Origin of the sequence: Allobosea sp. AAP35, from assembly GCF_001295925.1 — a bacterium.
GTDB lineage: Bacteria > Pseudomonadota > Alphaproteobacteria > Rhizobiales > Beijerinckiaceae > Allobosea.
Map to the genome: position 1 here is coordinate 39,134 of NZ_LJHQ01000042.1, position 22,428 is coordinate 61,561.

Genomic DNA, 22,428 nt, shown 5'->3' on the forward strand with positions numbered 1-22,428 from the left:
CCCCGGAGAACCGCCACCTGTCCGATTCCGATCAACGGGATTGGCGCGGACTTATCGCGCGCCCATCTCCTCGTGGGACGACAGATGCCCGAAGCCTCGACACCGCGGCCGGAGGACGGCGTTTCCAGGCCTGCAGGGCCGTGTCTCTAAACTCGCCCTTAACCTCGATCGATCATTTCGTTGGGTCAGCAGTGGCTTTGCGGGGGCTGTACCCGCTGCGCGGCCCGAGGTGGCAAATTCATGCGGCTGATTGTCGGTTCAATCTTCGTCTTCCTCTGCGTCTTCGGCGGCTATGCGGCGATGGGTGGCAAACTCGGCGTCCTCTGGCAGCCGTGGGAGTATGTCATCATCCTCGGCGCAGCGATCGGTGCCTTCATCATCGGCAACTCCGCGCCGGTGCTCAAGGCCGTGCCCGCCATGCTCGGCACGATCGTGAAGGGCCCCAAGTACAATCAGAAAGCCTATGTCGAGCTGCTGGCGATGCAGTTTTCCCTGTACAGGCTTGTGAAGCAGAAGGGCGTCCTCGCGCTAGAGCCGCACATCGAAAATCCAAGCGAATCGACGCTGTTCAACGCCTTCCCGACTTTTGCAGCGAACCATCACGCGGTCGAGTTCGTCTGCGATTACATGCGCATGTTGTCACTGGGCGCCGACAACGTCCACGAAATCGACGCTCTCATGGACCAGGAACTGGAGACGCACCACCAGGAGCAGGAGCGTGTCGTTGCGGCCATGCAGTCGATCGCCGACGGAACGCCGGCGCTCGGCATCGTCGCCGCCGTTCTCGGCGTGATCAAGACGATGGGGTCGATTTCCGAGCCGCCGGAGGTGCTGGGGCATCTGATCGGCGGCGCGCTCGTCGGCACCTTCTTCGGCGTCTTTGTCGCCTACGGCTTCTTCGGGCCCATGGCGCAGTCGCTCAAGGGCACCTACGAGGCGGAATCCAAGTACTACGTTTCACTCAAGGCGGGCCTCCTCGCCTATATCAGCGGCCAGCCGCCGGTGATGGCGGTGGAATTTGCCCGCAAGGCTTTGATGAGCGAAGTCCGCCCGACCTTCAGCGAAGTGGAAGCGGCAACCGCCAATCTGCCCGCCACCGTCTGACCCAATTTCCAGCAGGAACCCGATGGCCAAGTCCGACCAGCCGATCATCATCAAGAAGGTCAAGAAGGCCGCTCACGGTCACCATGGCGGGGCCTGGAAGATCGCCTATGCGGACTTCGTGACGGCCATGATGGCGTTTTTTCTGCTGATGTGGCTGATCAGCATGACGACGAAGGAGCAGAAGATCGGTCTGGCGGAATACTTCGCGCCGCCGAATGTCAGCCCCAGTAACAGTGGCGCTGGCGGCGTCATGATGGGCACTGCCCTGGACAAGTCGGGCGCCAAATCGTCGGCGGCCCGCGACGCGGCGATGGGCGCCCCCGGGCAGGAGGGCGCAGCGCGCCAGACCGGGGCGGGCAGCCCCAGCGACCGCGAGGCCAACCGCCCGGCCGCAGGCGTGCAGGCCAACCACAGTGCCGCGGCCAGCATCCGGCAGGCCCTCCAGAACATGCCCGAATTTGCCGAGATTTCGCGCAATATCGTGATCGAGGTAACCAAGGAGGGGGTGAACGTGTCCCTTGTGGACCAGGAAGGCCGCTCCATGTTCCCCGAGGGCTCGACGCAGCCCCATGAGCGCACCCGTCGCGTGCTGGAGGCGCTCGTGCCCACCCTGCGAAGGCTGCCCAACCGCCTCGCCATCACCGGTCACACGGCCGCTTCGCGCCCGGGCGCGGCGCGGGGTGTCGATTCCTGGAGCCTCACCGCCGGGCGCGCGCTCGCCGTGCGCGAGATTCTGTCGGGGGCCGGGCTCCCCAACGACCGCTTCATCTCCGTGGTGGGACGCGCCGACACCGAGCCGGTCTTCCCCGACAATCCCTATCTTTCGCCGAACCGCCGGTTGAACATCATGCTGCTCAGCGAAGCGCCGCCTCTGCCTCCGAACGTCCCTCGCTGACGCCAAGGGCGCCTCACACTCCGTTCGAGATTGCGATCAAGGCTGACACGACGTGGGAGGCTGACCCTTGCGACGCCGAGCCGGCCTCGCAGACGTCGCTGTGCCCGCCCCCAATCTCCTGTATGGAGCCTCGTCACCTCCCTCTTCCGAAGGCGCACTCCCATGACCCTGACGATTTATGGCTGCTACCGCTCGCGCGCCTCGCGCAACATCTGGCTGGCCAACGAGCTCGGCCTTGAGTTCACCCATGTCCCTGTGATCCAGGTCTACCGCCTGCCCGATCCCAATGCGCCGGGCGCGCCGATGCATACGCAGAGCCCGGAGTTCCTGGCGGTCAATCCCAAGGGGCAGATCCCGGCCATCGACGATGGCGGCTTCAAGCTGCAGGAATCGCTGGCGATCAACCTCTACCTGGCCCGCAAGCAAGGCGGCCCGCTCGCGCCGCAGGATGCGCAGGAGGAGGGGCTGGCGGCGATGTGGTCGCTCTGGGCGAGCACGGCCGTCGAGAGCCATGCGCTCAACATCCAGTACCACATGGCCGCCTATCCGCCGGACAAGCGCGACCCCAAGCTGGTCGAGGCCGCGCTGGCCGCCCTGCCCGCGCCCTTCGCGGTGCTCGACAAGGCGCTGGCTGAGGGCGGCGGCTTCGTCATGGGCGGGCGCTTCACGGTGGCCGACATCAATGTCGCCGAGATCATCCGCTACGCCAAGCCCGCGGCCCAGCTGTTCGAGGCGGCGCCGCATGTGAAGGCCTGGCTCGACGCCTGCCATGCGCGCCCGGCCTTCCAGGCGATGTGGCAGGCGCGGGACGCCGAAGCCGCATGAGCGGAAAGCGGGTGGCGCTGTCGCGCGCCCCCACCTAACCCATGCCGGCAGATGGCGGAGCCTCCGCCGCCGCCAAACGAGTCTCCCGGCATGGCCACAAGCCTCTCACCTCCTGCGATGGGCCCGCGCGAATGGGGGCTTCTCGTCCTGCTCTCTGTGCTCTGGGGCGGGTCGTTCTTCTTCGGCAAGATCGCGGTCGGCGAATGGCCGCCGCTGATGGTGGTGCAGGCGCGCTGCGTGCTGGCGGCGGGCGCGCTTTATCTCGTGCTGAGGGCGCGGGGCCTGGACCTGAAGGTCGGGGGCGCGATGTGGCGCTCCTTTTTCGCGATGGGGCTGCTCAACAACCTGATCCCGTTCTGCCTGATCTTCTGGAGCCAGACGCAATTGCCCAGCGGCCTTTCGGCGATCCTGAACGCGACCACGCCGGTCTTCGGGGTGCTGGTGGCGCATGGGTTCGGCCAGGGCGAACGGGCGACGCCGCTGAAGCTCGGCGGCGTGCTGGCAGGCCTGTGCGGCGTCGCGATCCTGATGGGGCCCGATGCGCTGGCGGGCCTCAGTGGGCCGCTTCTGGCGCAATTGGCGGGGCTCGGCGCCGCCCTGTCCTATGGCTTCTCGGGGCTCTATGGCCGGCGCTTCCGGGACTTGCCGCCGCTGGTCACCGCGACGGGGCAGCTCAGCGCCACCAGCGTGATGATGCTCCCGATCGTGCTGATCTTCGCGCCGCCCTGGGCGCTGCCGCTGCCGAGCCTCCAGGCCGCAGGCGCGCTTGTGGGCCTGGCTCTGGTGTCCACCGCGCTGGCCTATGTGATCTTCTTCCAGATCATGCGGCGGGCCGGCGCGACCAACGCCATGCTGGTGACCTTCCTGATCCCGGTCAGCGCGATCCTGCTCGGCGTCGGCCTGCTCGGCGAGAGCCTGCTGCCGCGGCATTTTGCCGGCATGGCGGCGATTTTCGCCGGGCTTGCCCTGATCGACGGGCGGCTGTTCCGGCGGCTGAAGCCGAGCGCGCGGGCGTGATCGGACAGATCCGGACACGCATCGGTTTATTGCCAAAAAATTATGAATTGTTCTAGGGTCGCTTTCGCGGCCCGAGCCGCTATCGGCTTCACGGCAGCGACTGGAAGATATCGAACCAACGATACGCCAGAGGGGATTTTGAGGAACGCCCATGGATGTTCGGCAGCTGCGATGTTTCATCGCGGTGGCGGAGGAGCTTCATTTCGGCCGCGCCGCGGAACGGCTGGGCCTGGCTCCACCCGCTCTTTCCCGGCAGATCAGCACGCTCGAGGACGAGCTTGGCTGCGTTCTCCTGACCCGCACCACGCGGCAGGTCGCCCTGACGCGCGCCGGTCTGATCATGCTCGAAGAGGCCAAGGGCATCCTCGCGCGGATGGAACACACCTCGCGAGCCGTGCGGGAGGCCTCGCTCGGCGCCGGCAAGGTTCTGCGCATCGGGGCGATCGATGCAGCGTCGTCGAGCTTCGTGCCGGAGGCGCTGGTCGCCTTCCGCGAGCGCTATCCCGGCGTCCAGATCAAGTTCGTCGAGGCGATGACGGCGTCGTTGATCCAGATGCTGGAAGCCGGCAAGCTCGACCTCGCCTTAACAAGGCCGCCGCGCAAGCCGACCGACTGCTCTTTCGAAGTGCTGCGGGTCGAGCGGCCGATCGTGGTGCTCAGCGAAGCCCACCCGCTGGCGGCCCGCGAGCACCTGACGATGCGCGATCTGGTCGGCGAGCCCTTCGTGGTGCCCTCCAAGCGAATCCGGCCTTTCGCCTATGATCTTGTGATGGCCTATTTCGAGAGCGTCGGAGCCGTGCCCAACGTCATCATCGAGGCGACGGAAAAGCCGGCGATGATGTCGGCGGTGGCAGCCGGGCTGGGCATGGCGCTGGCACCCGACTGGGTCTGCCGGCTGAGCTTCCCGGGCGTGACGATGCGGCGCCTGCGCGGTGCCCTGCTCGACCCGCCGCCGCCCGGCGCGCTGGTCGGCATCGCCTGGCGACCGCAACAGCGACTTGACCCGCGCGACGATTTCCTTTCGATCCTGCGCGAGAGCGTCACCTTGATCGACGAACGGCATGTTCTGCCCTTCGCCATTCCCGTCACGAAGCTGAAACGTGCAACCCGCCTGGTCGGGTCGGCAGTCGGAGGAACCCGATGAGTTTGAACAAGATCGAGAGGTCGCAGGGTCTGCGCATTCGTTCGACGCAGGATCTGGGGGCCGGCGTCTTCATGATCGTGCTCGCCGGCCTGGCGCTGGTGCTGGCGCGCGATCTGCCGCTGGGCAGCCTGCGCCAGATCGGGCCTGGCATGCTGCCAACCTCGTTTGCCGTGTTCTGCGGCATTCTCGGACTGTTCCTGGTCATCACCTCGCTGCGCTTCGATGGCGAGCAGCTCAGCGGCTGGTCCTGGCGGGGGGTGATCTTCGTGCTGGGTGCCGCCATCGTCTTCGGCCTGACCATCCGTGGCTTCAGCATCGGGCCGATCAGCGTTCCGTCGCTCGGCCTGCTCGTCTCCGGCCCGCTGGTGATGCTGATCTCGGGCCTCGCCGCCGACGACATGAAGTGGAAGGAGCTGATCATCTTCAGCGTGGCGATGTCCACCGCCTGCATTCTCCTGTTCAAATATGCGCTGAGCCTGCCGATCCCGTTGGCACCCTGGCTGCTTGGGATCTGACACGATGGATATGTTTTCCAATCTGGCGCTGGGCTTTGGCGTCGCACTGTCCTTCCAGAACCTCGCTTTGTGCTTCGTCGGCTGCCTCGTCGGCACGCTGATCGGCGTTCTTCCCGGCGTCGGGCCGATCGCGACGATCTCGATCCTGCTGCCGATCACCTTCGGGCTTGACCCCACCGGCGCCCTGATCATGCTCGCCGGCATCTATTACGGCGCGCAATATGGCGGTTCGACCACGGCGATCCTGGTCAATATCCCCGGCGAGGCCACCGCCGTCGTCACCACGCTCGACGGCCACCAGATGGCCAAGCAGGGCCGCGCGGGCATCGCGCTCGGCACGGCGGCGATCGGCTCCTTCGTCGCCGGCTGCTTTGCCACCGTGGTCATCGCCGCGCTGGGGGCTCCGCTCACCAAGATGGCGCTGCTGTTTGGACCGGCCGAATATTTCTCGCTGATGGTGATGGGCCTGTGCTTTGCCGTCGTGCTGGCGCGCGGCTCGATCCTCAAAGCCTTCTGCATGATCATGCTGGGGCTTTTGCTCTCGACCGTCGGCACCGATCTCGAGACCGGCCAGGAGCGGCTGACCTTCGGCATCCCGGCGCTCGCCGACGGCATCGACTTCTCGGTCCTGGCGATGGGCATCTTCGGCTTCGCCGAGGTGCTGCGCAATCTCGAGGCCCCCGAGGCGCGCGACGTCGTGCGCGCCAAGATCGGCAGGCTTCTGCCCGGCTGGTCGGATATCAAGCAGTCGGTCATGCCCTGCCTGCGCGGGACCTTCATCGGCGGCACGCTCGGCATCCTGCCCGGCAACGGCGCGGTGCTGGGCCCGTTCGCCAGCTACACGGTCGAGAAGAAGATCGCCAAAGATCCTTCCCGCTTCGGCAAGGGCGCGATCGAGGGCGTGGCGGGGCCGGAATCGGCCAACAACGCCGGCGCGCAGACGGCCTTCATCCCGCTGCTGACGCTCGGCATCCCGCCCAATGCCGTGATGGCGCTGATGGTCGGCGCGATGACGATCCACGGCATCATTCCCGGCCCGCAAGTCATGACCCGCAACCCGGAGCTGTTCTGGGGCATGATCGCCTCGATGTGGATCGGCAATCTGATGCTGCTGATCATCAACCTGCCGCTGGTCGGGCTGTGGGTGAAGCTGCTGCAGGTGCCCTACCGCCTGATGTTCCCGGCGATCCTGATCTTCTGCTGCATCGGCATCTACTCGGTGAACAACCAGCCGCTCGACGTCGCGTTCACGGCGATGTTCGGCCTGTTCGGCTATCTGCTGATCAAGCTCGGCTTCGAACCGGCGCCTTTGCTGCTGGGCTTCGTGCTGGGCAAGCTGATGGAGGAAAAGCTCAGGCAGGCGCTGATCATCTCGCGCGGCTCGTTCGTCACCTTCCTGGAGCGGCCGATCTCGGCCGGGCTCCTGCTCGTCGCGGTCGCCGTGCTCGTCATCGCGCTGCTACCGTCGATGTCGAAGAAGCGCGACGAGGTCTTCACCGAATGACGGGGTTGCCGTGCGTCACGCGCCGCCCCACCTTGACCCCAACGATAACGAGGAAGGAACCGCTATGAAGAAAACCGTGTTCGGAATTGCCGCCGCGCTCTCCCTGGCATTGGCCGGAACGGCGGTCGCCCAGGGCTATCCCAACAAGCCCGTGACGATGATCGTTCCCTTCGCCGCAGGCGGCCCCACAGACATCATCGCGCGCATCGTCGGCGACCACATGTCCAAGACGCTGGGCCAGCAGATCGTGATCGAGAACGTCGCCGGCGCCGGCGGCACCACCGGCATCACCCGCGCGATGACCGCAGCCCCCGACGGCTACACCATCGCGATGGGGCATCTGGGCACGTTTTCGGCAGCACCTGCGACCTATCCCGGCCTGAAATACGATCCGCTCAACGGGATCCAGCCGATCGGGCTTGCCGGCGGCACGCCGATCCTGATCGTCGCGCGCAAGAACCTCGAGGCCAACGACCTGAAGAGCTTCGTCGCCGCCATCAAGGCCACGCCGGACAAGTTCAATGAGGCCCATGCCGGTCTCGGCTCGGTGTCATGGACGACCTGCACCCTGCTCAAGGGCCAGCTCGGCGTGCCCAAGCTCAACGCGGTGGCCTATCGCGGCACGGGCCCGGCGCTGAACGATCTCGTCTCCGGCCAGATCGATTTCATGTGCGACCAGATCGTCAGCGTCGCCGAGCAGATCAAGGCCGGCACGATCAAGGCGTTTGCGGTTGCGTCCGTGCAGCGCTCGCCGGCCCTGCCCGACGTGCCGACGACGACTGAAGCCGGTCTGCCCGAGTACCAGATCGAGGCCTGGAACGGCATCGCCGGCCCCAAGGGCATGCCGAAGGAGGCGGTCGACAAGCTCGTCGACGCGCTGAACAAGGCGCTGAACGACGAGGCCACCAAGAAGCGCCTGCTCGATCTCGGCGCGGTGATCCCGACCGCGGCGGATCGTACGCCGGACGGTTTCGGCGCCGTGATCAAGCGCGACGCCGCCAAGCTCGACCCGGCCCTGAAGAACGCGCCGCGCTGAACTGAGGCGACCGAAAGGTCACAGGCGGCGGGCCGTCGGCCCGTCGTTTGCCTATCCAGAGGCCCCGTCGCGTCCCGGCGGGGCTTTTTGCTGTCTGATCTCGGCTCGGCAAGAATATCGGCCGGGCCGCATCGGGCGGCTTGCGTCGCGCAGCGCGTCAGCGGGTGCCGAACATGCGGTCGCCGGCATCGCCCAGCCCCGGCACGATATAGCCGTGGTCGTTGAGCTTCTCGTCGATCGCGGCGGTCCAGATTCGGACGTCGGGGTGGGCGCCGCGCAGGCGCCCGATGCCTTCCGGCGCCGCCAACAGGCAGACGAAGCGCAGATCCTTCGCGCCGCGCTCCTTCAGCCGGTCGATCGCGGCCACCGCCGAGTTGGCGGTCGCCAGCATCGGGTCCATCACCACGATCATGCGGTCGGCGACGTCTGAGGGTGCCTTGAAGTAGTACTCGACCGCCTGCAGCGTATCGGGATCGCGGTAGAGGCCGATATGGGCGACGCGGGCGGCGGGCACCAGTTCCAGCATGCCGTCGAGAAAGCCGACGCCGGCGCGCAGGATCGGCGCGAACACCATCTTCTTGCCGGCGATGACCGGCTGCATCGACTTTTGCAGCGGCGTCTCGATCTCGATCATCTCGACCGGCAGATCGCGCGTCACCTCATAGCAGAGCAGCATGCCGATCTCGTTCAGCAGCTGGCGGAAGCTCTTGGTCGAGCGGTCCTTCTCGCGCATCAGCGTGAGCTTGTGCTGGACGAGGGGATGGTCGACGACGGTGACACCGTCCTGCTGCTTGGTCATACGTTGAGCCCCTGTTGTCTCGTCTCGATCGCTTGCCGAGGCGTCATTGCAAGCGCAGCGAAGCAATCCAGGGGTCGTCGCGAGGGACCTTCTGGATTGCTTCGCCGCGCTCGCAATGACGGTTATCCAATTAAAACACCGTCCCGTCGCTGATGATCGTCAAGGGCGGGCCGCCGCCGTCGCGCTTTTGCGCGGCAATGCGCCGGCCGGCTGCCCAGGTGCCGCCTTCCAGCACCTTGGCCAGCGGCAATTCCTCACGCGTCCGGCCCAGCCGCTTGCGGATCAGGCTGCCCATCTCGTCGAGCAGCGCGACCGTCAGCGCCCGCCATTCAACGACGAGGGTCGAGCCCGCCTCATGGGCGCGCGCCGCATCGGCCTCGTCCTTGAGCGCGATCACGCCCATGTCCAGGAACAGCCCGCCATTCCTGTATTCCGGCAGGCCGGTGAGATCGTCGATGTCGATCACCGCGATGCCCGCCCATTGCAGCGGCTCGATCAGCGAATAGGTCAGCCATTGCGACAGCTTGTGGAAGGGCACGAGGCCCGGCGTCGTGCTGGCCTGCGCGATCAGGGGGTGACGCCAGGTGTCGCCCAGCGCGATGCCGGCCAGGGTCATGCGCGAAGGCCAGATGCCGCCGAAACAGGCCAGCACTTCACGCAGCATGTGGCTGGCCCGCAAAGTGCCGGTTTCGGCGGCGGCAAAAAAGCGATCGAACAGATCGCCCGGGCGTTTCAGGCCCTGGCGCTGCAGCTCCTCGCCGAGCCGGTTGAGCAGGGCAGCGCGGCCGGCCACCGCCAGAAGGGGATTTCCCGGCCCCGCCTGGAAACCGGCCGCCAGCACGGCGGGATCGAGCCGTTTCAGCGCCGCGGCGTCCGCCCGCAACGGCCGCGCCGGGTCACTGGAGAACAGACCCGCCGCGAACATGTCGAGCGAGGCAAGCGCCAGCCCCTCGGAGCGGGCGATCTGCTTGCCGGTGGCCGCATCGCGATAGGACCAGTCCGGCCCGGCCCCGGCATCGAGCAGGACGCTGACGATGGCAAGATCAAAGGCGGCGCGTCCGCGCTCGCTCGCATCGGCGAAGTTCGCTCCCAGATCGAGCACGCTCCAGCGATCCATGCCGGCAACGGTGAAATGGCGCCAGCGGGCGTGGAAGGGGATGTCCAGCGTCGGGTAATTGAGCTTGATCGTCTCGAGAACGTAGTCGGCACAGGCCTCCAGCCGCTCGCTATGCACGGTGAAGTGCAAAAGCTTGCCGGCAAGGCCCAGCCTCAGCATCTCCTGGGCGCGGGCCCGGATGGAAGCGGGTTTGAGCAGGAGGCGCAGGGCTTCGGGATCGCGTTCCGGCATCGCGTCAGAACTTGTCGAGGGCTCGGCCGACAGTGGCCTTAAGGGTGTTGTCGCCGGGCGCGCCGTCGGGCGAGTAGTAGCCGGCCGCTTTCTTCGCCTCGATCTCGACCGAGGCATCGGGCGGGACGAGTTCGGGGGGAATCGCGACCCGCTCTCCGATCTCGATGCCACTCTCGACCATGGCGTCGTATTTCATGTTCGACATCGACATCAGCCTGTCGATCCGGGTGACGCCGAGCCAGTGCAGCACATCGGGCATCAGCTGCTGGAAACGGGCGTCCTGCACGCCGGCGACGCATTCGGTGCGCTCGAAATAGGTCGCGGCGGAATCGCCGCCCTCCTGGCGCTTGCGGGCGTTGTAGACGAGGAACTTGGTGACCTCGCCGAGCGCCCGGCCCTCCTTGCGGTTGTAGACGATCAGCCCGACGCCGCCGCCCTGCGCCTCCTTCACCGCCTCTTCGATGCCGTGAACGAGATAGGGCCGGCAAGTGCAGATGTCGGAGCCGAAGACGTCCGAGCCGTTGCACTCGTCATGGACGCGGCAGGCAACGCGCCTGCCCGGGTCGGTGATGGCGGACACCTCGCCGACGATGTAGGCCGTGATCGAGCCGATCGGCGGCAGAAAGACGTGCAGGTCGGGCCGCGTCACCAGCTCAGGATACATTCCGCCGGTCTGCTCGAACAGCGTGCGGCGCAACTCGTTCTCGCTGGTGCCGAAACGCTCGGCTATGCCCGGCAGATGCCAGACCGGGTCGATGGCGATCTTCGTGACGCTGATATCGCCCGATTTGTGCAGGATCTGGTCGTCGGGCGCCAGGCGATGGGCTGCCATCGCCGCCAGGATCTCGGGCAGGTTGAGCCGCGCCTTGGTGATGGCGATGGTCGGGCGGATGTCGATGCCCTCCCCGATCAGGCGTCCGAAATCCTGCGCGACGCGGTGGCCAAACGGGTCCAGCGAGACGATCTTGCCGGGCTCGAACCATTGCGGCTGCTCGGGGATCTCGGCGGTGGGATGGGTGTTGTGCAGATCGGGTCGCTGCGCCGGGTTCATCGCACGCGCGGAGATAGCAAGCGCGCGATAGATCGAATAGGAGCCGCCATGGGCGCCGATGACGTTGCGGTCCGCCGGAGTCGTGGTCGAGGCGATGACGGGACCGCGCTCGGCCGCCGATTCCGCACCCCAGCGGATCGGAAAGCGCGTCGCGGCGCTGCCCGGCTCCGGATGAGAGGTGAGCCGAATATGGGTGGTGCGGTTCGGCGCGTTCATTGCGATGTCGCCCTGCAATAGGAAAGGGCCCCGAGACGGATCGTCCGGGGCCCTCTGGACCTAAGCAAGTGTGCATCAGCGAAGGCGGAGCGTCAATCTCACTGGTCTGGCACGTCATGCCCGGGCGGCGAAGCGATGCGCAGACCCGAGAAGCTCTTCGCTCGGGTCAAGCCCGAGCATGACGACCGGGTATGCTCAGAACACTGCAAGATAGCGCAGGAGCGAGATGATGCCGATGACGATGACGATGATCTGGATGATGTTCTTGATCTGGCTGTCGAGCGGCAGCATCCGGACGAGGTAGAGAACGAGGCCGATGACGAGAACCGTAATCAGCAGCGAAATGAGAAGCGACATAATGTAAAACCTTCGATACGGCCGTGAGCCGGCCCCCCGGAGCCAGTGCCGCGACGCATTCGCCGGCACCTCAATCCGCAGACAGAACGTCGCAGGGCGTCAATAGGTTCCGTGCTCGCACCAGGGCGCGCCGACGAGACCGTTCAGTGCGCGCGCGCCACGCAGAAATCGACGGTTTCGTTCAACGCCTGCTTCATCGCCGAGGCGGGGAACAGGCCAAGCGCATCCTTGGCCATCTTGGCATAGTGCTCGGCACGTTCGATCGTGTCGGCCAGCGCGCGATGGCGCTTCATGATGGTTTGCGCCTCTTCGAGATCACCATCGCGGATGTCGCTGTCCTGCAGCGTGCGCGTCCAGAAGGCGCGCTCGGTCTCGCTGCCGCGCCGGAAGGAGAGCACGACCGGCAGGGTGATCTTGCCCTCGCGGAAATCGTCGCCGGTGTTCTTGCCGAGCGTGTTGGCGATGCCGCCATAATCGAGCGCGTCGTCGATGAGTTGGAAGGCGATGCCGAGATTGAGGCCGTAGCTGCGGCAGGCGGCGGCATCGGCCTTGGGCGCATTGGCAATCACCGGGCCGACCTCGCAGGCTGCGGCAAACAGCTCGGCCGTCTTGCCGCGGATCACAGAGAGATACTCGTCCTCGGTCGTCTGGGTGTTCTTGGCGACGGACAGCTGCAGCACCTCGCCTTCTGCAATCACGGCGGCCGCTGTGGAGAGAATATCGAGCGCCCGCAGCGAGCCGACCTCGACCATCATCTTGAAGGCCTGGCCGAGCAGAAAATCGCCGACGAGCACGCTGGCCTCATTGCCCCAGAGCATGCGGGCGGCGAGCTTGCCGCGACGCATGTCGCTCTGATCGACGACATCGTCATGCAGCAGCGTCGCCGTGTGCATGAACTCGACGCCGGCCGCGAGCTTGACGTGACCGTCGCCGCGATAGCCGCTGAGCGCGGCGGTCGCCAGCGTCAGCATCGGCCGCAGCCGCTTGCCGCCAGACGAGATCAGGTGGTTGGCCACTTCGGGGATCATCGTCACCTCGGAGCCGGTGCGCGACAGGATCATCGCATTGACGCGCTCCATGTCCGGACGCGTCAGCTCGACCAGCTGCTCGATCCGGGCCTGGCTCGCCTTGCCGGCACCCTGGCCCGTTTCCTTGTCTTCGAACGCGACGACGACGCCCATATCATTCACTCCGGCAGCTTGCGCAGCTTGCGACCTGCGCAAGCCTTGCCACAACCGGCGCATGGGTGACCAGCCCTCGCGCGGCGGCAACGACGCCGCAGGCCGCTCGCATTCACGCAGGCCGCATCCCACGAAGCTGCGCAGCAGCGTGCGGAAACGATGAGGCCGGAGGCGGGGGGCGATGGCATTGGGGCTTGCGCTTCGGCCTTCGTACGGGCTTCCATCGCGCGATGCATGAACTCGTCCGCACCAACGACATCGTCCTGCTCGGCGCCATCGAGGCCTTGCTGACCTCGGCCGATCTCGGCTGTCTGATCGCCGATCAGCATATCAGCGCGCTGGAGGGCATGATCGGCGCCTTCCCGCGCCGGCTGCTGGTGCGCGAGGCCGACCGGATGCGGGCTCGCGCGCTGCTGATCGACGCCGGCTTCGGCGGCGAGTTGCGCGATGGCTGATGCCTCGTCTGGGCTCGGCGATATCGGCGAGGACCGGCTTCTCGATGGCCGGTTGATCCTGCGCCAGCCCCGGCGCGGCCACCGCGCCGGCAGCGACGCGATCCTGCTCGCGGCCGCGGTGCCGGAGCTGGGCGAAGGGCCGCTGATCGACATCGGCGCCGGCGTCGGCACGATCGGGCTGGCCGTCGCGCTGGCGCAGCCGGCCCTGCAGGTGGTGCTGCTGGAGCGCGACCCGGACCTCGCGGCGCTGGCTTCGCAGAACATCGCCCTGAACGAACTGGGCGCCCGGGTCTCGGTCCTCGCCGGCGATATCGCGGGCCCGGCGGCTGCGCTTGGGCTCGCACCGGCGCGCTTCGCCTGCGCCGCGATGAACCCGCCCTTCTACCCGCCTCGGGACATCAAGGGCTCGCCGGTGCCCAACCGCCGCGCCGCCCATGTCGCCGAGGGGCCGCTCGATCCCTGGCTGAAGGCCGCGCGACGCCTGCTGCAGCCGGGTGGGCGGATCGTGCTGATCCATCGCGCGCAGGCGCTGGCGGAGGTGCTGCAGGGGCTTGCCACCGGCTTTGGCGATGTTGCCATTCGGCCTGTTCATGCACGCGCTAATCGCCCGGCGATCCGCATCATCGTGACCGCCGTGCTGGGCAGCCGAAAGCCGGCGGAGCTTTTGCCGGGCTTCGTGCTCAACCGGGCCGAGGGCGGGTTCACGCCTGAAAGCGAAGCCGTTCACCGGGGCGAGACGCGGCTTTCGATGGCGGCTGAAGGCAAATCGCCCTCCCCCGATCGGGATCAGTAGCGCGGTCCGAAGACCGGCGCTGGCGGTACGAAAAGCGGTGGCGGCGGAACGAACAAAGGCGGCGGGGGCACAAAGAGCTTCTGCGGCGAGACGAGCGGCGGACCGCTGTGGCGCGGCTGCCCGTAGGCGCGGCGCGGCCCTCCATCGCCCGGCCGCACACCATACCGTCGCGAGCCGTCATTCTGGCGAAAGCCGCGCTGTGGTCGGCCATCGTACTGGGCCTTCTGGCCGAGCCCAGCCTCGGCTGCCACCACCTGTCCGGCGACGGGCGCCGCACTGGCGGGTGCAGCAAGGAACCACAGGCCGCCACAGGTGATCGCCACGATGGCGAGACGGGTCTCGCGAACCATGGCGGTCATCCTTCGCATCTCACGCGGCGAGCTTCAGCAACGGGGCCAACTCGGGCTTGCTCGAGCGGGGGCCGCAGCACAGCGGCCCCCGAATGCTTGGCAGTGACGCTGCCTTAGCGGCAGACGCGGACCGGGCGGACGACCCAGCCATAGCCGGTCCAGACGCGACGCTGGGTGACAAAGCAGCGCGGGCGATAGACCGGACGGCCATAATAGCGCGGCGGGCCGTAATAGCGGCGCGGACCATAACGGCGCGGGCCATAATACTGGGCCTGCTGGACAAGACCGCCTTCAGAGGCGACGGTCTGGACCGTGCCGGCGGACACCGGAGCGGCGGTCGCCGGCGCGACGGCGAAGGCAGAGGCCGCGAGAGCCACGGCACCGAAGGCCGCAGCGAGGATACGGGATGACAACATGTTGAACTCCTCACCGACTTCAAAACCGTCGATCCGACTCAAGCGCTCGCCCCGAACGCCGCGAATCCGGCGGATGAAAACGAGATTATCGCAGACGCGATGAACAGAAGCTGTCCGACGCCACCCCCCTCCGACGCTTGACCGAAAGCCTCGCCAGCCCCTAAGCACGGCCCGTTCCCGCCTTTTTCCGGAAGGTTTCGACGCCCGTGTCCGTCCTCGCCTCGCAATCCGCCGCCGCCTCGCCCGCGATGGACCCGACCCGTTCTTTCCAGGGGCTTTTGCTGACTCTGCAGCGCTTCTGGGCGGAGCGCGGCTGCGTCGTGCTCCAGCCCTACGACATGGAGGTCGGCGCCGGCACCTCGCACCCCGGCACGATGCTGCGCTCGCTGGGGCCCAAGCCCTGGAAGGCGGCCTATGTGCAGCCGTCGCGCCGGCCAAAGGACGGGCGTTATGGCGAGAACCCCAACCGGCTGCAGCATTACTACCAGTTCCAGGTCATCCTGAAGCCGAACCCGCCGAACCTTCAGGAGCTCTACCTTGACTCGCTGAAGGCCATCGGCATCGACGTCCTGCTGCACGACATCCGCTTCGTTGAGGATGATTGGGAGAACCCGACGCTGGGTGCCTGGGGGCTCGGCTGGGAGTGCTGGTGCGACGGCATGGAGGTCAGCCAGTTCACCTATTTCCAGCAGGTCGCCGGCATCGAATGCGCGCCGGTTTCGGGCGAGTTGACCTACGGGCTGGAGCGCCTCGCCTGCTACCTCCAGAATGTCGAGAGCATCATGGAGCTCAACTTCAACGGCCTGGACGGCGACGAGAAGGTCACCTACCGCGACGTGTTCCTCCAGGCAGAGCAGGAATATTCGCGCTACAATTTCGAGCATGCCGACACGGCGGCGCTGTTCACCCGCTTCGCCGAAGCCGAGGCCGAATGCCGGACCCTGCTCGACAAGGGCGAGAGCGGCGAGCGCCACCTGATGGTCCAGCCGGCCTATGACCAGTGCCTCAAGGCCGGCCACGCCTTCAACCTGCTCGATGCGCGTGGCGTGATCTCGGTCACCGAGCGCCAGAGCTACATCCTGCGCGTCCGGGAACTCGCCAAGGCCTGCGGCGCGGCATGGCTGAAGACCGATGGCGGGGGAGCGGTGTGAGCGTTGACGTTGCGGCGAATTCACGTTGCGGTGTGAACGTTGACATGCGCATTTGCTTTTTCAGGCTTTGAGCTTATTTTCGGGGAGCGGTTGAGAGAGCTGCCTTCAGCAGTTCGTTGGACCTTGGTGTTCACTCGGCCGCATTTTTCATGCATCTGCTTTACTTGGACGATGCCGGCTCGGTTGGAAATCCGCAGGAGCGGTTTTTCATCCTTGCGGGCGTCGCGCTTTTTGAGAGGCAGACTTACCACCTCGAGCGAGAGCTTGATGACGTGGCCGGCCGGTTCGGCCATCCGCAGCCGAAGGCTCTCGAGCTTCACGGCAATCAGATGTTGGCGGGGCGCAACTTCTGGCGGAACGTTCCAAAGGCGGATCGTCGGAGAGCCATTGCAGATGGTTTGAACGCGATCAGAAGCCTGCGAGGCGATGTTGCTCTCTTTGCGGCCGTCATCGAAAAGGTCGCTGTTTCGCCGGAGGATCCCGTCGAGTTCGCGTTCGAGGAGGTCGCCTCCCGCTTTGATAAGAAGCTCTTGAGGCTTCACCGAAACGGGCGTTCGGAACGCGGCATCATCGTGCTCGACAAATCGACGATGGAAACCCGGCTGCAAGCTTTGGCGACAGAGTTTCGTTTTCAGGGGCATCGCGCCGGCCGTCTGCACAATCTGGCAGATGTTCCGTTCTTCGTGGACTCGAAGGCGTCTCGCCTCGTTCAATATGCCGATCTCGTTGCCTATGCGTTATGGCGACACTTTGAGAAGCAGGATTCCGAATTCTTCGACATCATCAAGAATGATTTTGACCAAGAGGGCGGCGTCGTGCACGGCCTGCTCGTCAAGACTGTTGGATAAAAAGATGCCCGATCTCCTTCTCGAACTCTTCTCCGAAGAGATCCCCGCCCGCATGCAGCGCAAGGCGGCCGACGATCTGCGCAAGCTCGTCACCGATGCGCTGGTCGAGCGCGGCTTGGTCTATGAGGGCGCCAAGGCCTTCGCCACGCCGCGCCGTCTCGCGCTCCACATCGCCGGCCTGCCCGTGCGCGGCTCCGCCATTCGCGAGGAGCGGAAAGGCCCCCGCGTCGGTGCGCCCGAGGCCGCCGTGCAGGGCTTCCTCAAGGCTGCGGGGCTTGCCTCGCTCGACCAGGCTACGATCGTCAGCGACGCGAAGAAGGGCGACTCTTACGTCGCCATCATCGAGAAGCCCGGCCAGGAGACGATGGCCGCGGTCGCCGAGATCGTGCCGGCGGTGATCCGCGCCTTTCCCTGGCCGAAATCGATGCGCTGGGGCGAGGCTTCCGCGGCCGGCGCCAGCCTGCGCTGGGTGCGCCCGCTGCACTCGATCCTGTGCACCTTCGGCGCCGAGACGGAAGAGCCGGAGGTGGTGCCGTTCGAGGTCTACGGTATCCAATCCGGCAACGTCACTTGCGGCCACCGCTTCCATGCGCCGGGCGCGATCACCGTGCGGCGCTTCGACGATTACGTGTCGTCGCTGGAGCAAGCGAAGGTCGTGCTCGATGCCGACCGGCGCAAGGAGATCATCCTCGCCGATGCGAAGACGCTGGCCTTCGCCCAGGGGCTCGAACTGGTCGAGGATGAGGGCCTGCTGGAGGAGGTCGGTGGCCTCGTCGAATGGCCGGTCGTGCTGATGGGCACCTTCGAGGGGCGCTTCCTGGAGATCCCCGGCGAGGCGATCCGCGCAACGATCCGTGCCAACCAGAAATGTTTCGTGCTGCGCGATCCCGCGACCGGGAACCTCGCCAACCGCTTCCTGCTGACCTCGAATTTGATGGCGAGCGATGGCGGTGCGGCGATCGTTGCCGGCAATGAGCGCGTCGTGCGTGCGCGGCTCTCCGACGCCGCCTACTTCTTCGCGACCGACAAGGGCAGCCTGCCTGATCTCGACACGCTGAAGGACAGCGCAGAGAAGCTCGGCCTCGATCTCGCCAAGCCGCTCGACCAGCGCATGGCCAAGCTCGACAAGCTGGGCGTCGTCTTCCACGCCAAGCTGGGAACGCAAGGGGAGAGGGTGCAGCGCATCGCTGCGCTGGCGCGCGAACTCGCTCCTCTCGTCGGCGCCGATCCGGAGCTGGCCGAGCGCGCGGCCAAGCTCGCCAAGGCCGACCTGCCGACCGAGATGGTCGGCGAGTTTCCCGAGCTGCAGGGCTTGATGGGCCGCAATTACGCCGAGCTTCAGGGCGAGAAACCGTCGGTCTGCGCTGCGATCGAAGAGCATTACAAGCCGCTCGGCCCCTCCGACCGCGTCCCGACCGACCCGGTCTCGGTCGCTGTCGCGCTCGCCGACAAGCTCGACACGCTGGTCGGCTTCTGGGCCATCGACGAGAAGCCGACCGGGAGCAAGGACCCTTATGCGCTGCGAAGGGCTGCGCTGGGGGTTATTCGGTTGGTCGTTGAGAATGGGGTGCGGTTGGGATTGTCCAGAACACTCCATATCGCCGGCGAGATATTCCTCGATTTCAAGGCGTTCGAAAATATCGACGCTATCACTCAGCAGGCTCGCAGTATCGAGCAACAAGGGTTCGGAAAGGTCGACTACTCTCAGAGATTGAGGGCTGCCGAACATCAATTCTCTGCGCCTGTAGCCGCATTTATCGGATCTCTTGTTGCGATGGAGGGAGATCTCCTCGCCTTCTTCCACGACCGCCTGAAGGTCATGCTGCGCGATCAGGGCACGCGGCATGATCTGGTCGACGCGGTGCTGGGAGAGGGTGCGTCGGGTTCCGACGACCTCCTCCTCATCACCCGCCGCGTCGCCGCGCTCGGGCGCTTCCTCGAAACCGACGACGGCAAGAGCCTGCTCGCCGGCTACAAGCGCGCCGCCAACATCCTCAGGGCCGAGGAGAAGAAGGATGGCGAGGGGGCGTTTGCCGGCGCCGCCGACCTCCAGCTCATCGCCCAGGCCGGCCTGATCGAGGAGAAGGCGCTGGCGGTTGCGCTGAGCCAGGCGACGCCGAAGGCGGAAACCGCCGTCGCAGCGGAAGACTATGAGGGCGCAATGGCGGCGCTGGCCGAGCTTCGCCCGGCGGTCGATGCCTTCTTCGACAAGGTGACGGTCAACGATTCCGATCCGGCGCTGCGGGCCAATCGGCTCAAGCTGCTGAACCAGCTGCGCGAGGCGACGCGCGCGGTCGCGGATTTCGGGCGTATCGCCGGCTGAACCTGCAGGAAAAGCCCCGGCCGGCCGAGGGCCGCGGGGTTTCGCACCAATTCCCCGAAAGGGGATGCGCGGAGCCGGGTGGCGCGCGAGCTGTGCCGCGTGCCGATGTCGAGTGTCGATGTCGAGGTGTCGATGCAGCGCCGATCTCGCGCCGCCCGGCTCCGCGCGCAGGTATTTTGGGCGTCGCAGCCGCTCGTCCTCGATGGGGACCCGCAACCGCTCGACCTCCGCAAGGCCCCGCCCGCGACGGCGAAACCTCACGAAACCTGCAACTGCTCCCGGCCGCACGATGCCTCGCGACAGCCCCCATGGTCGGGTGCAGCGAAGCGAGCATAAGCATGCGGGCGCAAGGCGGGGATAAGGCGCCGGGTTTATACCCGGCTCGTCGGGATCACCGGGCGCCCTTCAGCCCGACGCTCATGGTGCCGTCGCTTTCGAGAATGACGAAGGTGGCGTCCTCAACCTGCCTGCCTCCGGCCGAACGGACCGCACCCAGCGCCTCGTCGCGGGTGACGCGCTCGGCGCGCAAGGCGCTGTCGCAGAATTCGCCGTTGCGGATCAGCAGGCTCGGCTCGGACCGAACGAGCTTGGCGAAGCCCTTCCAGCGGACGGACATGATGCGACGAGAAACTGCATCGCAATCAGCAACGCCAAGGCAGCCGCGCCTTCGGCGAGCACGATCGATTTCTGCAGCAGGATCGCCGACAGGGTCGATCCGAGCGCGACCGTCACAACCAGATCGAAGGCGTTGAGCTTGGCCAGCGTCCGCTTGCCGGACATCCGCAGAAACGCCACCAGCACGACATAGGCGAGCACGCCGACGAAGAGCGTCCTGACGACGCCCTCCCAGTCCTGAAACAGCATGCCCTGCCAATTCACGCGTCAGGCTCCCGCCGGCGCATGGCCCGCCTCACGCCTTGTCGCTGTCGCGCGGCAGCCTCTGGCCTTCGCGGTCGTCCTTGGAATCGGGCCCCAGGCCCAGGCCGCGACCGGCGCTGTCCTTGCCCTTGGCGCCGCCGAGGTCGAAACCGGGACGGTTGGTCTCCGCATCCTGCTTGGCCTTGTCGGCATCGGAGAGGGGCTGCGGCTTGATCTTGTCGATGCTCATGATGACGGCTCCTCACTGTTGGGCTTGGGCCGCCGGTTCGCCGGCGTGTCCTTGTATTCGTCGACTTGCACGCCCTTTCCGTCGAGGCCCTGGTCGGGTGGGCGTTGTGCCTTGTCGCGATTGCTGAGGATGTCGTTCTTGCGGACGTCCTCGTCCTGCAATTCGGTCATGGCGCCGGTTCCGCTGGACTGTCCTGCTGGCATGGTAGCCTCCCTTTTTGGCTCCGCCGAAGCGGAGCGACATGGGAGCAACCCCTCAACCCCGGAAAAGCTCCGTGCGCCCGTCGATTCGGACGGCCGCGATCCCCAGCCCGGGATCACTCCTGCCCGACCTGCGCCGCCAAATCGCGCAGGATCGCGAGGTCATGCTCGAGGGTCAGCCCCCGGCTCGCGCGCTGCAAGGCCAGTTGCGAATGGCGGGCGGCATTCTCGGCAAACTCGGCGGGCCCCAGTCGCGAAAGAACCAGCATCGCCTTCTGCAACCGGACGCCGACCTCGACGACGCCGGCGCCATCCCTCGCGATCGGGGTGAAGAGATCGTCGAAGAGATCATCCAGTCCGATCGGCGGGATATGCACGCGGGGGAACGCCACCTCCTGCTGGGGATCGGCGGGTTCGGCCGAAATCGCGAGGATGCGGACCGCCCGGCCGATGACGTCGATCGCGGTGCCGGGATCGTTGATGCCCGGCGACAGGGCGCGCGAGGCGATCTCGGACAGGACGGAGGCGCCGAAGCGCGGGTCTTGATCGAAGGAGCGGACATCATCGATCGTGTAGCAGGCGCGGATCTCGCTCTCCTTCTCGGCGACATCGAGACCCTCGGCAAAGGCGATCGGATCGACCGGCGTGACGAAGGCGCCCGGTGTCGCGCAGAGATGGATGCGACCCTTGCCGCCCTCGGCGATGTCCGACAGGGCCCCGACATCGAGATGCTGCACATAGCCGATCTTGGCGGCGTAGATCGGCCGGGCCGAAGCGGGAACATCGGCCGGCGGGCACCCGCCCATATGTGGCTGCTGGCAATGCAGGCGCATCGCCTCGGTGGCGGCCTTCTCGACGCGCGCCGTCGTCTCGGTGACCCGGCCCAGGCGCGAGAGATGGTCGATCCAGCGCAGCAGCGTCACCACGATCAGGACGATGACGCCTGCGGTGACGACGAAGAGGACGACTCGGCCCGTGCTGCCATAAGCGCCGGTGCTCAGCGCGATGATGCCGACGAGGCTGTAAAGGAACGACCCGATGAACGTCGCCAGGACGTTCTGGGTGGTGGTGTCCTCCATCACCAGCTTGGTCGCGCGCGGCGTGACGTTGCTGGTCGCCGCCGCATAGGCCGCCACCATGGTGCTGAGCGAGAAGGTCGTCACCGCGAGCATGCTCGAGGCAATGATGCCCAGCACGTTGTCGACGGCGTCCGCACCGATCTTGGTCGGCCAATCGCTCGGGATATAGGGCGCCAGCACGATGGCCGCGAGCGCCGTCGCGACGGCCAGAATGGAGAACAGGCTGGCGCGAAACCACATCCGCCGCGTGATCTGGGAGACATGCCACAGAAAGCGTGAGGTCATGATCGGGAGTGTTTCATGCGGAGGTGTCCGGGAGTGAAGAGCTGAAAGGCCTTGGCATCACTAACGCAACGTCTGGTTCAGGGTTGCGTCGCCTCGTTGATCCCGCCGCAGCCGTCGATCGCGAAAGGCCGCCGCCCTCGTCATCGCAGAAGCGTCGGCTTCACCCACCAGCCGGGTTGAGCATGTGCCAGCGCCCTCCCCGCCGCCGCGCTCGCACGGCAATCGTCGAAGAGCGCAAAGCAGGTCGCGCCCGAGCCCGACATGCGCGCGAGGCGGCAGCCGGGCTGGGCGCGCAGGGCGGCGAGCACGGTGTCGATGACAGGCGCGACGCGGCGGGCGGGGGCTTCGAGGTCGTTGCCGCTTGCGGCGAGGGCTGCGAGCAGGGCGGCCGTCGAATGCGATTGGCCGGGCATATCCGACGTCATGGC

The 22,428-nt window shown here is 66.5% G+C and carries 25 protein-coding genes and 1 pseudogene; 13 read left to right on the top strand and 13 right to left on the bottom strand.

The features are described 5' to 3' along the window. The first annotated feature begins 240 nt into the window (after window positions 1-240). From motA to IP69_RS14450, 8 genes are all read left to right on the top strand, one after another. The gene (gene motA / locus IP69_RS14415) at window positions 241-1,104 is read left to right on the top strand and encodes a flagellar motor stator protein MotA (protein ID WP_054143527.1); all 864 of its coding nucleotides are present in this window, start codon (window positions 241-243) and stop codon (window positions 1,102-1,104) included. A gap of 22 nt (window positions 1,105-1,126) precedes the next feature. Then, window positions 1,127-1,999 carry a flagellar motor protein MotB gene (locus tag IP69_RS14420; RefSeq protein ID WP_054143528.1) on the top strand — a complete coding sequence of 291 codons (873 nt, stop codon included), beginning with the start codon at window positions 1,127-1,129 and terminating at the stop codon, window positions 1,997-1,999. 162 nt (window positions 2,000-2,161) lie between these two features. After that, complete coding sequence (locus IP69_RS14425; protein ID WP_054143529.1) at window positions 2,162-2,824, top strand: glutathione S-transferase family protein; 663 nt, start codon at window positions 2,162-2,164, stop codon at window positions 2,822-2,824. Between the two features lie 90 nt (window positions 2,825-2,914). Further along, window positions 2,915-3,841 (top strand): DMT family transporter, encoded by a 927-nt coding sequence (locus tag IP69_RS14430; protein ID WP_248306840.1) that lies wholly within the window; start codon window positions 2,915-2,917, stop codon window positions 3,839-3,841. A gap of 151 nt (window positions 3,842-3,992) precedes the next feature. Continuing rightward, entirely contained in the window at window positions 3,993-4,985 is a 993-nt protein-coding gene (locus tag IP69_RS14435) for a LysR family transcriptional regulator (RefSeq protein ID WP_054143531.1), read from the top strand. Further along, window positions 4,982-5,500, top strand: coding sequence for a tripartite tricarboxylate transporter TctB family protein (locus tag IP69_RS14440; RefSeq protein ID WP_082359336.1), 519 nt, complete (start codon window positions 4,982-4,984; stop codon window positions 5,498-5,500). The genes IP69_RS14435 and IP69_RS14440 overlap by 4 nt, the downstream gene beginning before the upstream one ends. A 4-nt stretch (window positions 5,501-5,504) precedes the next feature. Next, a complete protein-coding gene (locus IP69_RS14445; RefSeq protein WP_054143533.1) occupies window positions 5,505-7,004 on the top strand; it encodes a tripartite tricarboxylate transporter permease in 1,500 nt (499 codons plus the stop codon). Between the two features lie 64 nt (window positions 7,005-7,068). After that, window positions 7,069-8,040 carry a tripartite tricarboxylate transporter substrate-binding protein gene (locus IP69_RS14450; RefSeq protein ID WP_054143534.1) on the top strand — a complete coding sequence of 324 codons (972 nt, stop codon included), beginning with the start codon at window positions 7,069-7,071 and terminating at the stop codon, window positions 8,038-8,040. Window positions 8,041-8,197: 157 nt separating this feature from the next. Here the strand turns inward: IP69_RS14450 and upp are convergent, their stop codons facing one another. From upp to IP69_RS14470, 5 genes are all read right to left on the bottom strand, one after another. Next, on the bottom strand, window positions 8,198-8,839 hold the full coding sequence (gene upp, locus IP69_RS14455; RefSeq protein WP_054143535.1) for a uracil phosphoribosyltransferase: 642 nt from the start codon (window positions 8,837-8,839) through the stop codon (window positions 8,198-8,200). A 130-nt stretch (window positions 8,840-8,969) separates the two neighbouring features. Then, on the bottom strand, window positions 8,970-10,187 hold the full coding sequence (locus IP69_RS14460) for a URC4/urg3 family protein (RefSeq protein WP_054143536.1): 1,218 nt from the start codon (window positions 10,185-10,187) through the stop codon (window positions 8,970-8,972). Between the two features lie 4 nt (window positions 10,188-10,191). Continuing rightward, a complete protein-coding gene (locus IP69_RS14465) occupies window positions 10,192-11,454 on the bottom strand; it encodes a GTP cyclohydrolase II (protein WP_054143537.1) in 1,263 nt (420 codons plus the stop codon). Window positions 11,455-11,649: 195 nt separating this feature from the next. Next, window positions 11,650-11,811 carry a Thivi_2564 family membrane protein gene (locus tag IP69_RS22155; RefSeq protein ID WP_197279886.1) on the bottom strand — a complete coding sequence of 54 codons (162 nt, stop codon included), beginning with the start codon at window positions 11,809-11,811 and terminating at the stop codon, window positions 11,650-11,652. Between the two features lie 143 nt (window positions 11,812-11,954). After that, entirely contained in the window at window positions 11,955-12,992 is a 1,038-nt protein-coding gene (locus tag IP69_RS14470) for a polyprenyl synthetase family protein (RefSeq protein ID WP_082359337.1), read from the bottom strand. A gap of 230 nt (window positions 12,993-13,222) precedes the next feature. Here IP69_RS14470 and IP69_RS14475 point away from each other — a divergent pair, with 230 nt between their 5' ends. Together IP69_RS14475 and IP69_RS14480 are read left to right on the top strand one after the other, a co-directional pair. Continuing rightward, window positions 13,223-13,447 carry a DUF2007 domain-containing protein gene (locus tag IP69_RS14475; protein WP_054143551.1) on the top strand — a complete coding sequence of 75 codons (225 nt, stop codon included), beginning with the start codon at window positions 13,223-13,225 and terminating at the stop codon, window positions 13,445-13,447. Then, window positions 13,440-14,240: a methyltransferase gene (locus IP69_RS14480; RefSeq protein WP_054143538.1), complete on the top strand. Its 801-nt coding sequence runs from the start codon at window positions 13,440-13,442 to the stop codon at window positions 14,238-14,240. Before IP69_RS14475 ends, IP69_RS14480 begins: the two co-directional genes overlap by 8 nt. Here the strand turns inward: IP69_RS14480 and IP69_RS14485 are convergent. Beyond that, window positions 14,234-14,590, bottom strand: coding sequence for a hypothetical protein (locus IP69_RS14485; protein ID WP_156323473.1), 357 nt, complete (start codon window positions 14,588-14,590; stop codon window positions 14,234-14,236). The genes IP69_RS14480 and IP69_RS14485 overlap by 7 nt on opposite strands. 113 nt (window positions 14,591-14,703) lie before the next feature. Next, a complete protein-coding gene (locus IP69_RS14490; RefSeq protein WP_054143540.1) occupies window positions 14,704-15,006 on the bottom strand; it encodes a hypothetical protein in 303 nt (100 codons plus the stop codon). Between the two features lie 248 nt (window positions 15,007-15,254). Between IP69_RS14490 and IP69_RS14495 the strand changes: the two genes are divergently transcribed. The 3 genes from IP69_RS14495 to glyS all read left to right on the top strand — a co-directional run bounded on the left by IP69_RS14495 (window position 15,255) and on the right by glyS (window position 19,328). Continuing rightward, window positions 15,255-16,157 (top strand): glycine--tRNA ligase subunit alpha, encoded by a 903-nt coding sequence (locus tag IP69_RS14495; RefSeq protein WP_054143552.1) that lies wholly within the window; start codon window positions 15,255-15,257, stop codon window positions 16,155-16,157. Window positions 16,158-16,306: 149 nt separating this feature from the next. Then, the gene (locus tag IP69_RS21490; RefSeq protein WP_082359338.1) at window positions 16,307-17,005 is read left to right on the top strand and encodes a DUF3800 domain-containing protein; all 699 of its coding nucleotides are present in this window, start codon (window positions 16,307-16,309) and stop codon (window positions 17,003-17,005) included. A gap of 4 nt (window positions 17,006-17,009) precedes the next feature. After that, window positions 17,010-19,328, top strand: a complete 2,319-nt coding sequence (gene glyS / locus IP69_RS14505) for a glycine--tRNA ligase subunit beta (protein WP_054143541.1) — start codon at window positions 17,010-17,012, stop codon at window positions 19,326-19,328. A gap of 391 nt (window positions 19,329-19,719) precedes the next feature. Here glyS and IP69_RS22420 read toward each other — a convergent pair whose 3' ends face one another. From IP69_RS22420 to IP69_RS14530, 6 genes and pseudogenes are all read right to left on the bottom strand, one after another. Continuing rightward, window positions 19,720-19,944, bottom strand: coding sequence for a YetF domain-containing protein (locus tag IP69_RS22420; RefSeq protein WP_248306841.1), 225 nt, complete (start codon window positions 19,942-19,944; stop codon window positions 19,720-19,722). Further along, window positions 19,887-20,207 (bottom strand): DUF421 domain-containing protein, encoded by a 321-nt coding sequence (locus IP69_RS14510; RefSeq protein WP_248306842.1) that lies wholly within the window; start codon window positions 20,205-20,207, stop codon window positions 19,887-19,889. Before IP69_RS14510 ends, IP69_RS22420 begins: the two co-directional genes overlap by 58 nt. A gap of 31 nt (window positions 20,208-20,238) precedes the next feature. Beyond that, on the bottom strand, window positions 20,239-20,436 hold the full coding sequence (locus IP69_RS14515; protein WP_054143542.1) for a hypothetical protein: 198 nt from the start codon (window positions 20,434-20,436) through the stop codon (window positions 20,239-20,241). Beyond that, a complete protein-coding gene (locus IP69_RS14520; protein WP_248306843.1) occupies window positions 20,433-20,606 on the bottom strand; it encodes a hypothetical protein in 174 nt (57 codons plus the stop codon). The genes IP69_RS14515 and IP69_RS14520 overlap by 4 nt, the downstream gene beginning before the upstream one ends. Before the next feature lie 146 nt (window positions 20,607-20,752). Continuing rightward, window positions 20,753-22,000 (bottom strand): DUF2254 domain-containing protein, encoded by a 1,248-nt coding sequence (locus tag IP69_RS14525; RefSeq protein ID WP_054143544.1) that lies wholly within the window; start codon window positions 21,998-22,000, stop codon window positions 20,753-20,755. A 140-nt stretch (window positions 22,001-22,140) separates the two neighbouring features. Beyond that, window positions 22,141-22,428 (bottom strand): annotated as a pseudogene (locus IP69_RS14530) (4-(cytidine 5'-diphospho)-2-C-methyl-D-erythritol kinase); the annotation flags it as partial.

Bases quoted from the DNA above. Each gene is read 5' to 3' on its own strand.
- motA (WP_054143527.1), top strand. From the start codon at position 241: ATGCGGCTGATTGTCGGTTCAATCTTCGTCTTCCTCTGCGTCTTCGGC.
- IP69_RS14420 (WP_054143528.1), top strand. From the start codon at position 1,127: ATGGCCAAGTCCGACCAGCCGATCATCATCAAGAAGGTCAAGAAGGCC.
- IP69_RS14425 (WP_054143529.1), top strand. From the start codon at position 2,162: ATGACCCTGACGATTTATGGCTGCTACCGCTCGCGCGCCTCGCGCAAC.
- IP69_RS14430 (WP_248306840.1), top strand. From the start codon at position 2,915: ATGGCCACAAGCCTCTCACCTCCTGCGATGGGCCCGCGCGAATGGGGG.
- IP69_RS14435 (WP_054143531.1), top strand. From the start codon at position 3,993: ATGGATGTTCGGCAGCTGCGATGTTTCATCGCGGTGGCGGAGGAGCTT.
- IP69_RS14440 (WP_082359336.1), top strand. From the start codon at position 4,982: ATGAGTTTGAACAAGATCGAGAGGTCGCAGGGTCTGCGCATTCGTTCG.
- IP69_RS14445 (WP_054143533.1), top strand. From the start codon at position 5,505: ATGGATATGTTTTCCAATCTGGCGCTGGGCTTTGGCGTCGCACTGTCC.
- IP69_RS14450 (WP_054143534.1), top strand. From the start codon at position 7,069: ATGAAGAAAACCGTGTTCGGAATTGCCGCCGCGCTCTCCCTGGCATTG.
- upp (WP_054143535.1), bottom strand. From the start codon at position 8,839: ATGACCAAGCAGCAGGACGGTGTCACCGTCGTCGACCATCCCCTCGTC.
- IP69_RS14460 (WP_054143536.1), bottom strand. From the start codon at position 10,187: ATGCCGGAACGCGATCCCGAAGCCCTGCGCCTCCTGCTCAAACCCGCT.
- IP69_RS14465 (WP_054143537.1), bottom strand. From the start codon at position 11,454: ATGAACGCGCCGAACCGCACCACCCATATTCGGCTCACCTCTCATCCG.
- IP69_RS22155 (WP_197279886.1), bottom strand. From the start codon at position 11,811: ATGTCGCTTCTCATTTCGCTGCTGATTACGGTTCTCGTCATCGGCCTC.
- IP69_RS14470 (WP_082359337.1), bottom strand. From the start codon at position 12,992: ATGGGCGTCGTCGTCGCGTTCGAAGACAAGGAAACGGGCCAGGGTGCC.
- IP69_RS14475 (WP_054143551.1), top strand. From the start codon at position 13,223: ATGCATGAACTCGTCCGCACCAACGACATCGTCCTGCTCGGCGCCATC.
- IP69_RS14480 (WP_054143538.1), top strand. From the start codon at position 13,440: ATGGCTGATGCCTCGTCTGGGCTCGGCGATATCGGCGAGGACCGGCTT.
- IP69_RS14485 (WP_156323473.1), bottom strand. From the start codon at position 14,590: ATGGTTCGCGAGACCCGTCTCGCCATCGTGGCGATCACCTGTGGCGGC.
- IP69_RS14490 (WP_054143540.1), bottom strand. From the start codon at position 15,006: ATGTTGTCATCCCGTATCCTCGCTGCGGCCTTCGGTGCCGTGGCTCTC.
- IP69_RS14495 (WP_054143552.1), top strand. From the start codon at position 15,255: ATGGACCCGACCCGTTCTTTCCAGGGGCTTTTGCTGACTCTGCAGCGC.
- IP69_RS21490 (WP_082359338.1), top strand. From the start codon at position 16,307: ATGCATCTGCTTTACTTGGACGATGCCGGCTCGGTTGGAAATCCGCAG.
- glyS (WP_054143541.1), top strand. From the start codon at position 17,010: ATGCCCGATCTCCTTCTCGAACTCTTCTCCGAAGAGATCCCCGCCCGC.
- IP69_RS22420 (WP_248306841.1), bottom strand. From the start codon at position 19,944: ATGTCCGTCCGCTGGAAGGGCTTCGCCAAGCTCGTTCGGTCCGAGCCG.
- IP69_RS14515 (WP_054143542.1), bottom strand. From the start codon at position 20,436: ATGAGCATCGACAAGATCAAGCCGCAGCCCCTCTCCGATGCCGACAAG.
- IP69_RS14520 (WP_248306843.1), bottom strand. From the start codon at position 20,606: ATGACCGAATTGCAGGACGAGGACGTCCGCAAGAACGACATCCTCAGC.
- IP69_RS14525 (WP_054143544.1), bottom strand. From the start codon at position 22,000: ATGACCTCACGCTTTCTGTGGCATGTCTCCCAGATCACGCGGCGGATG.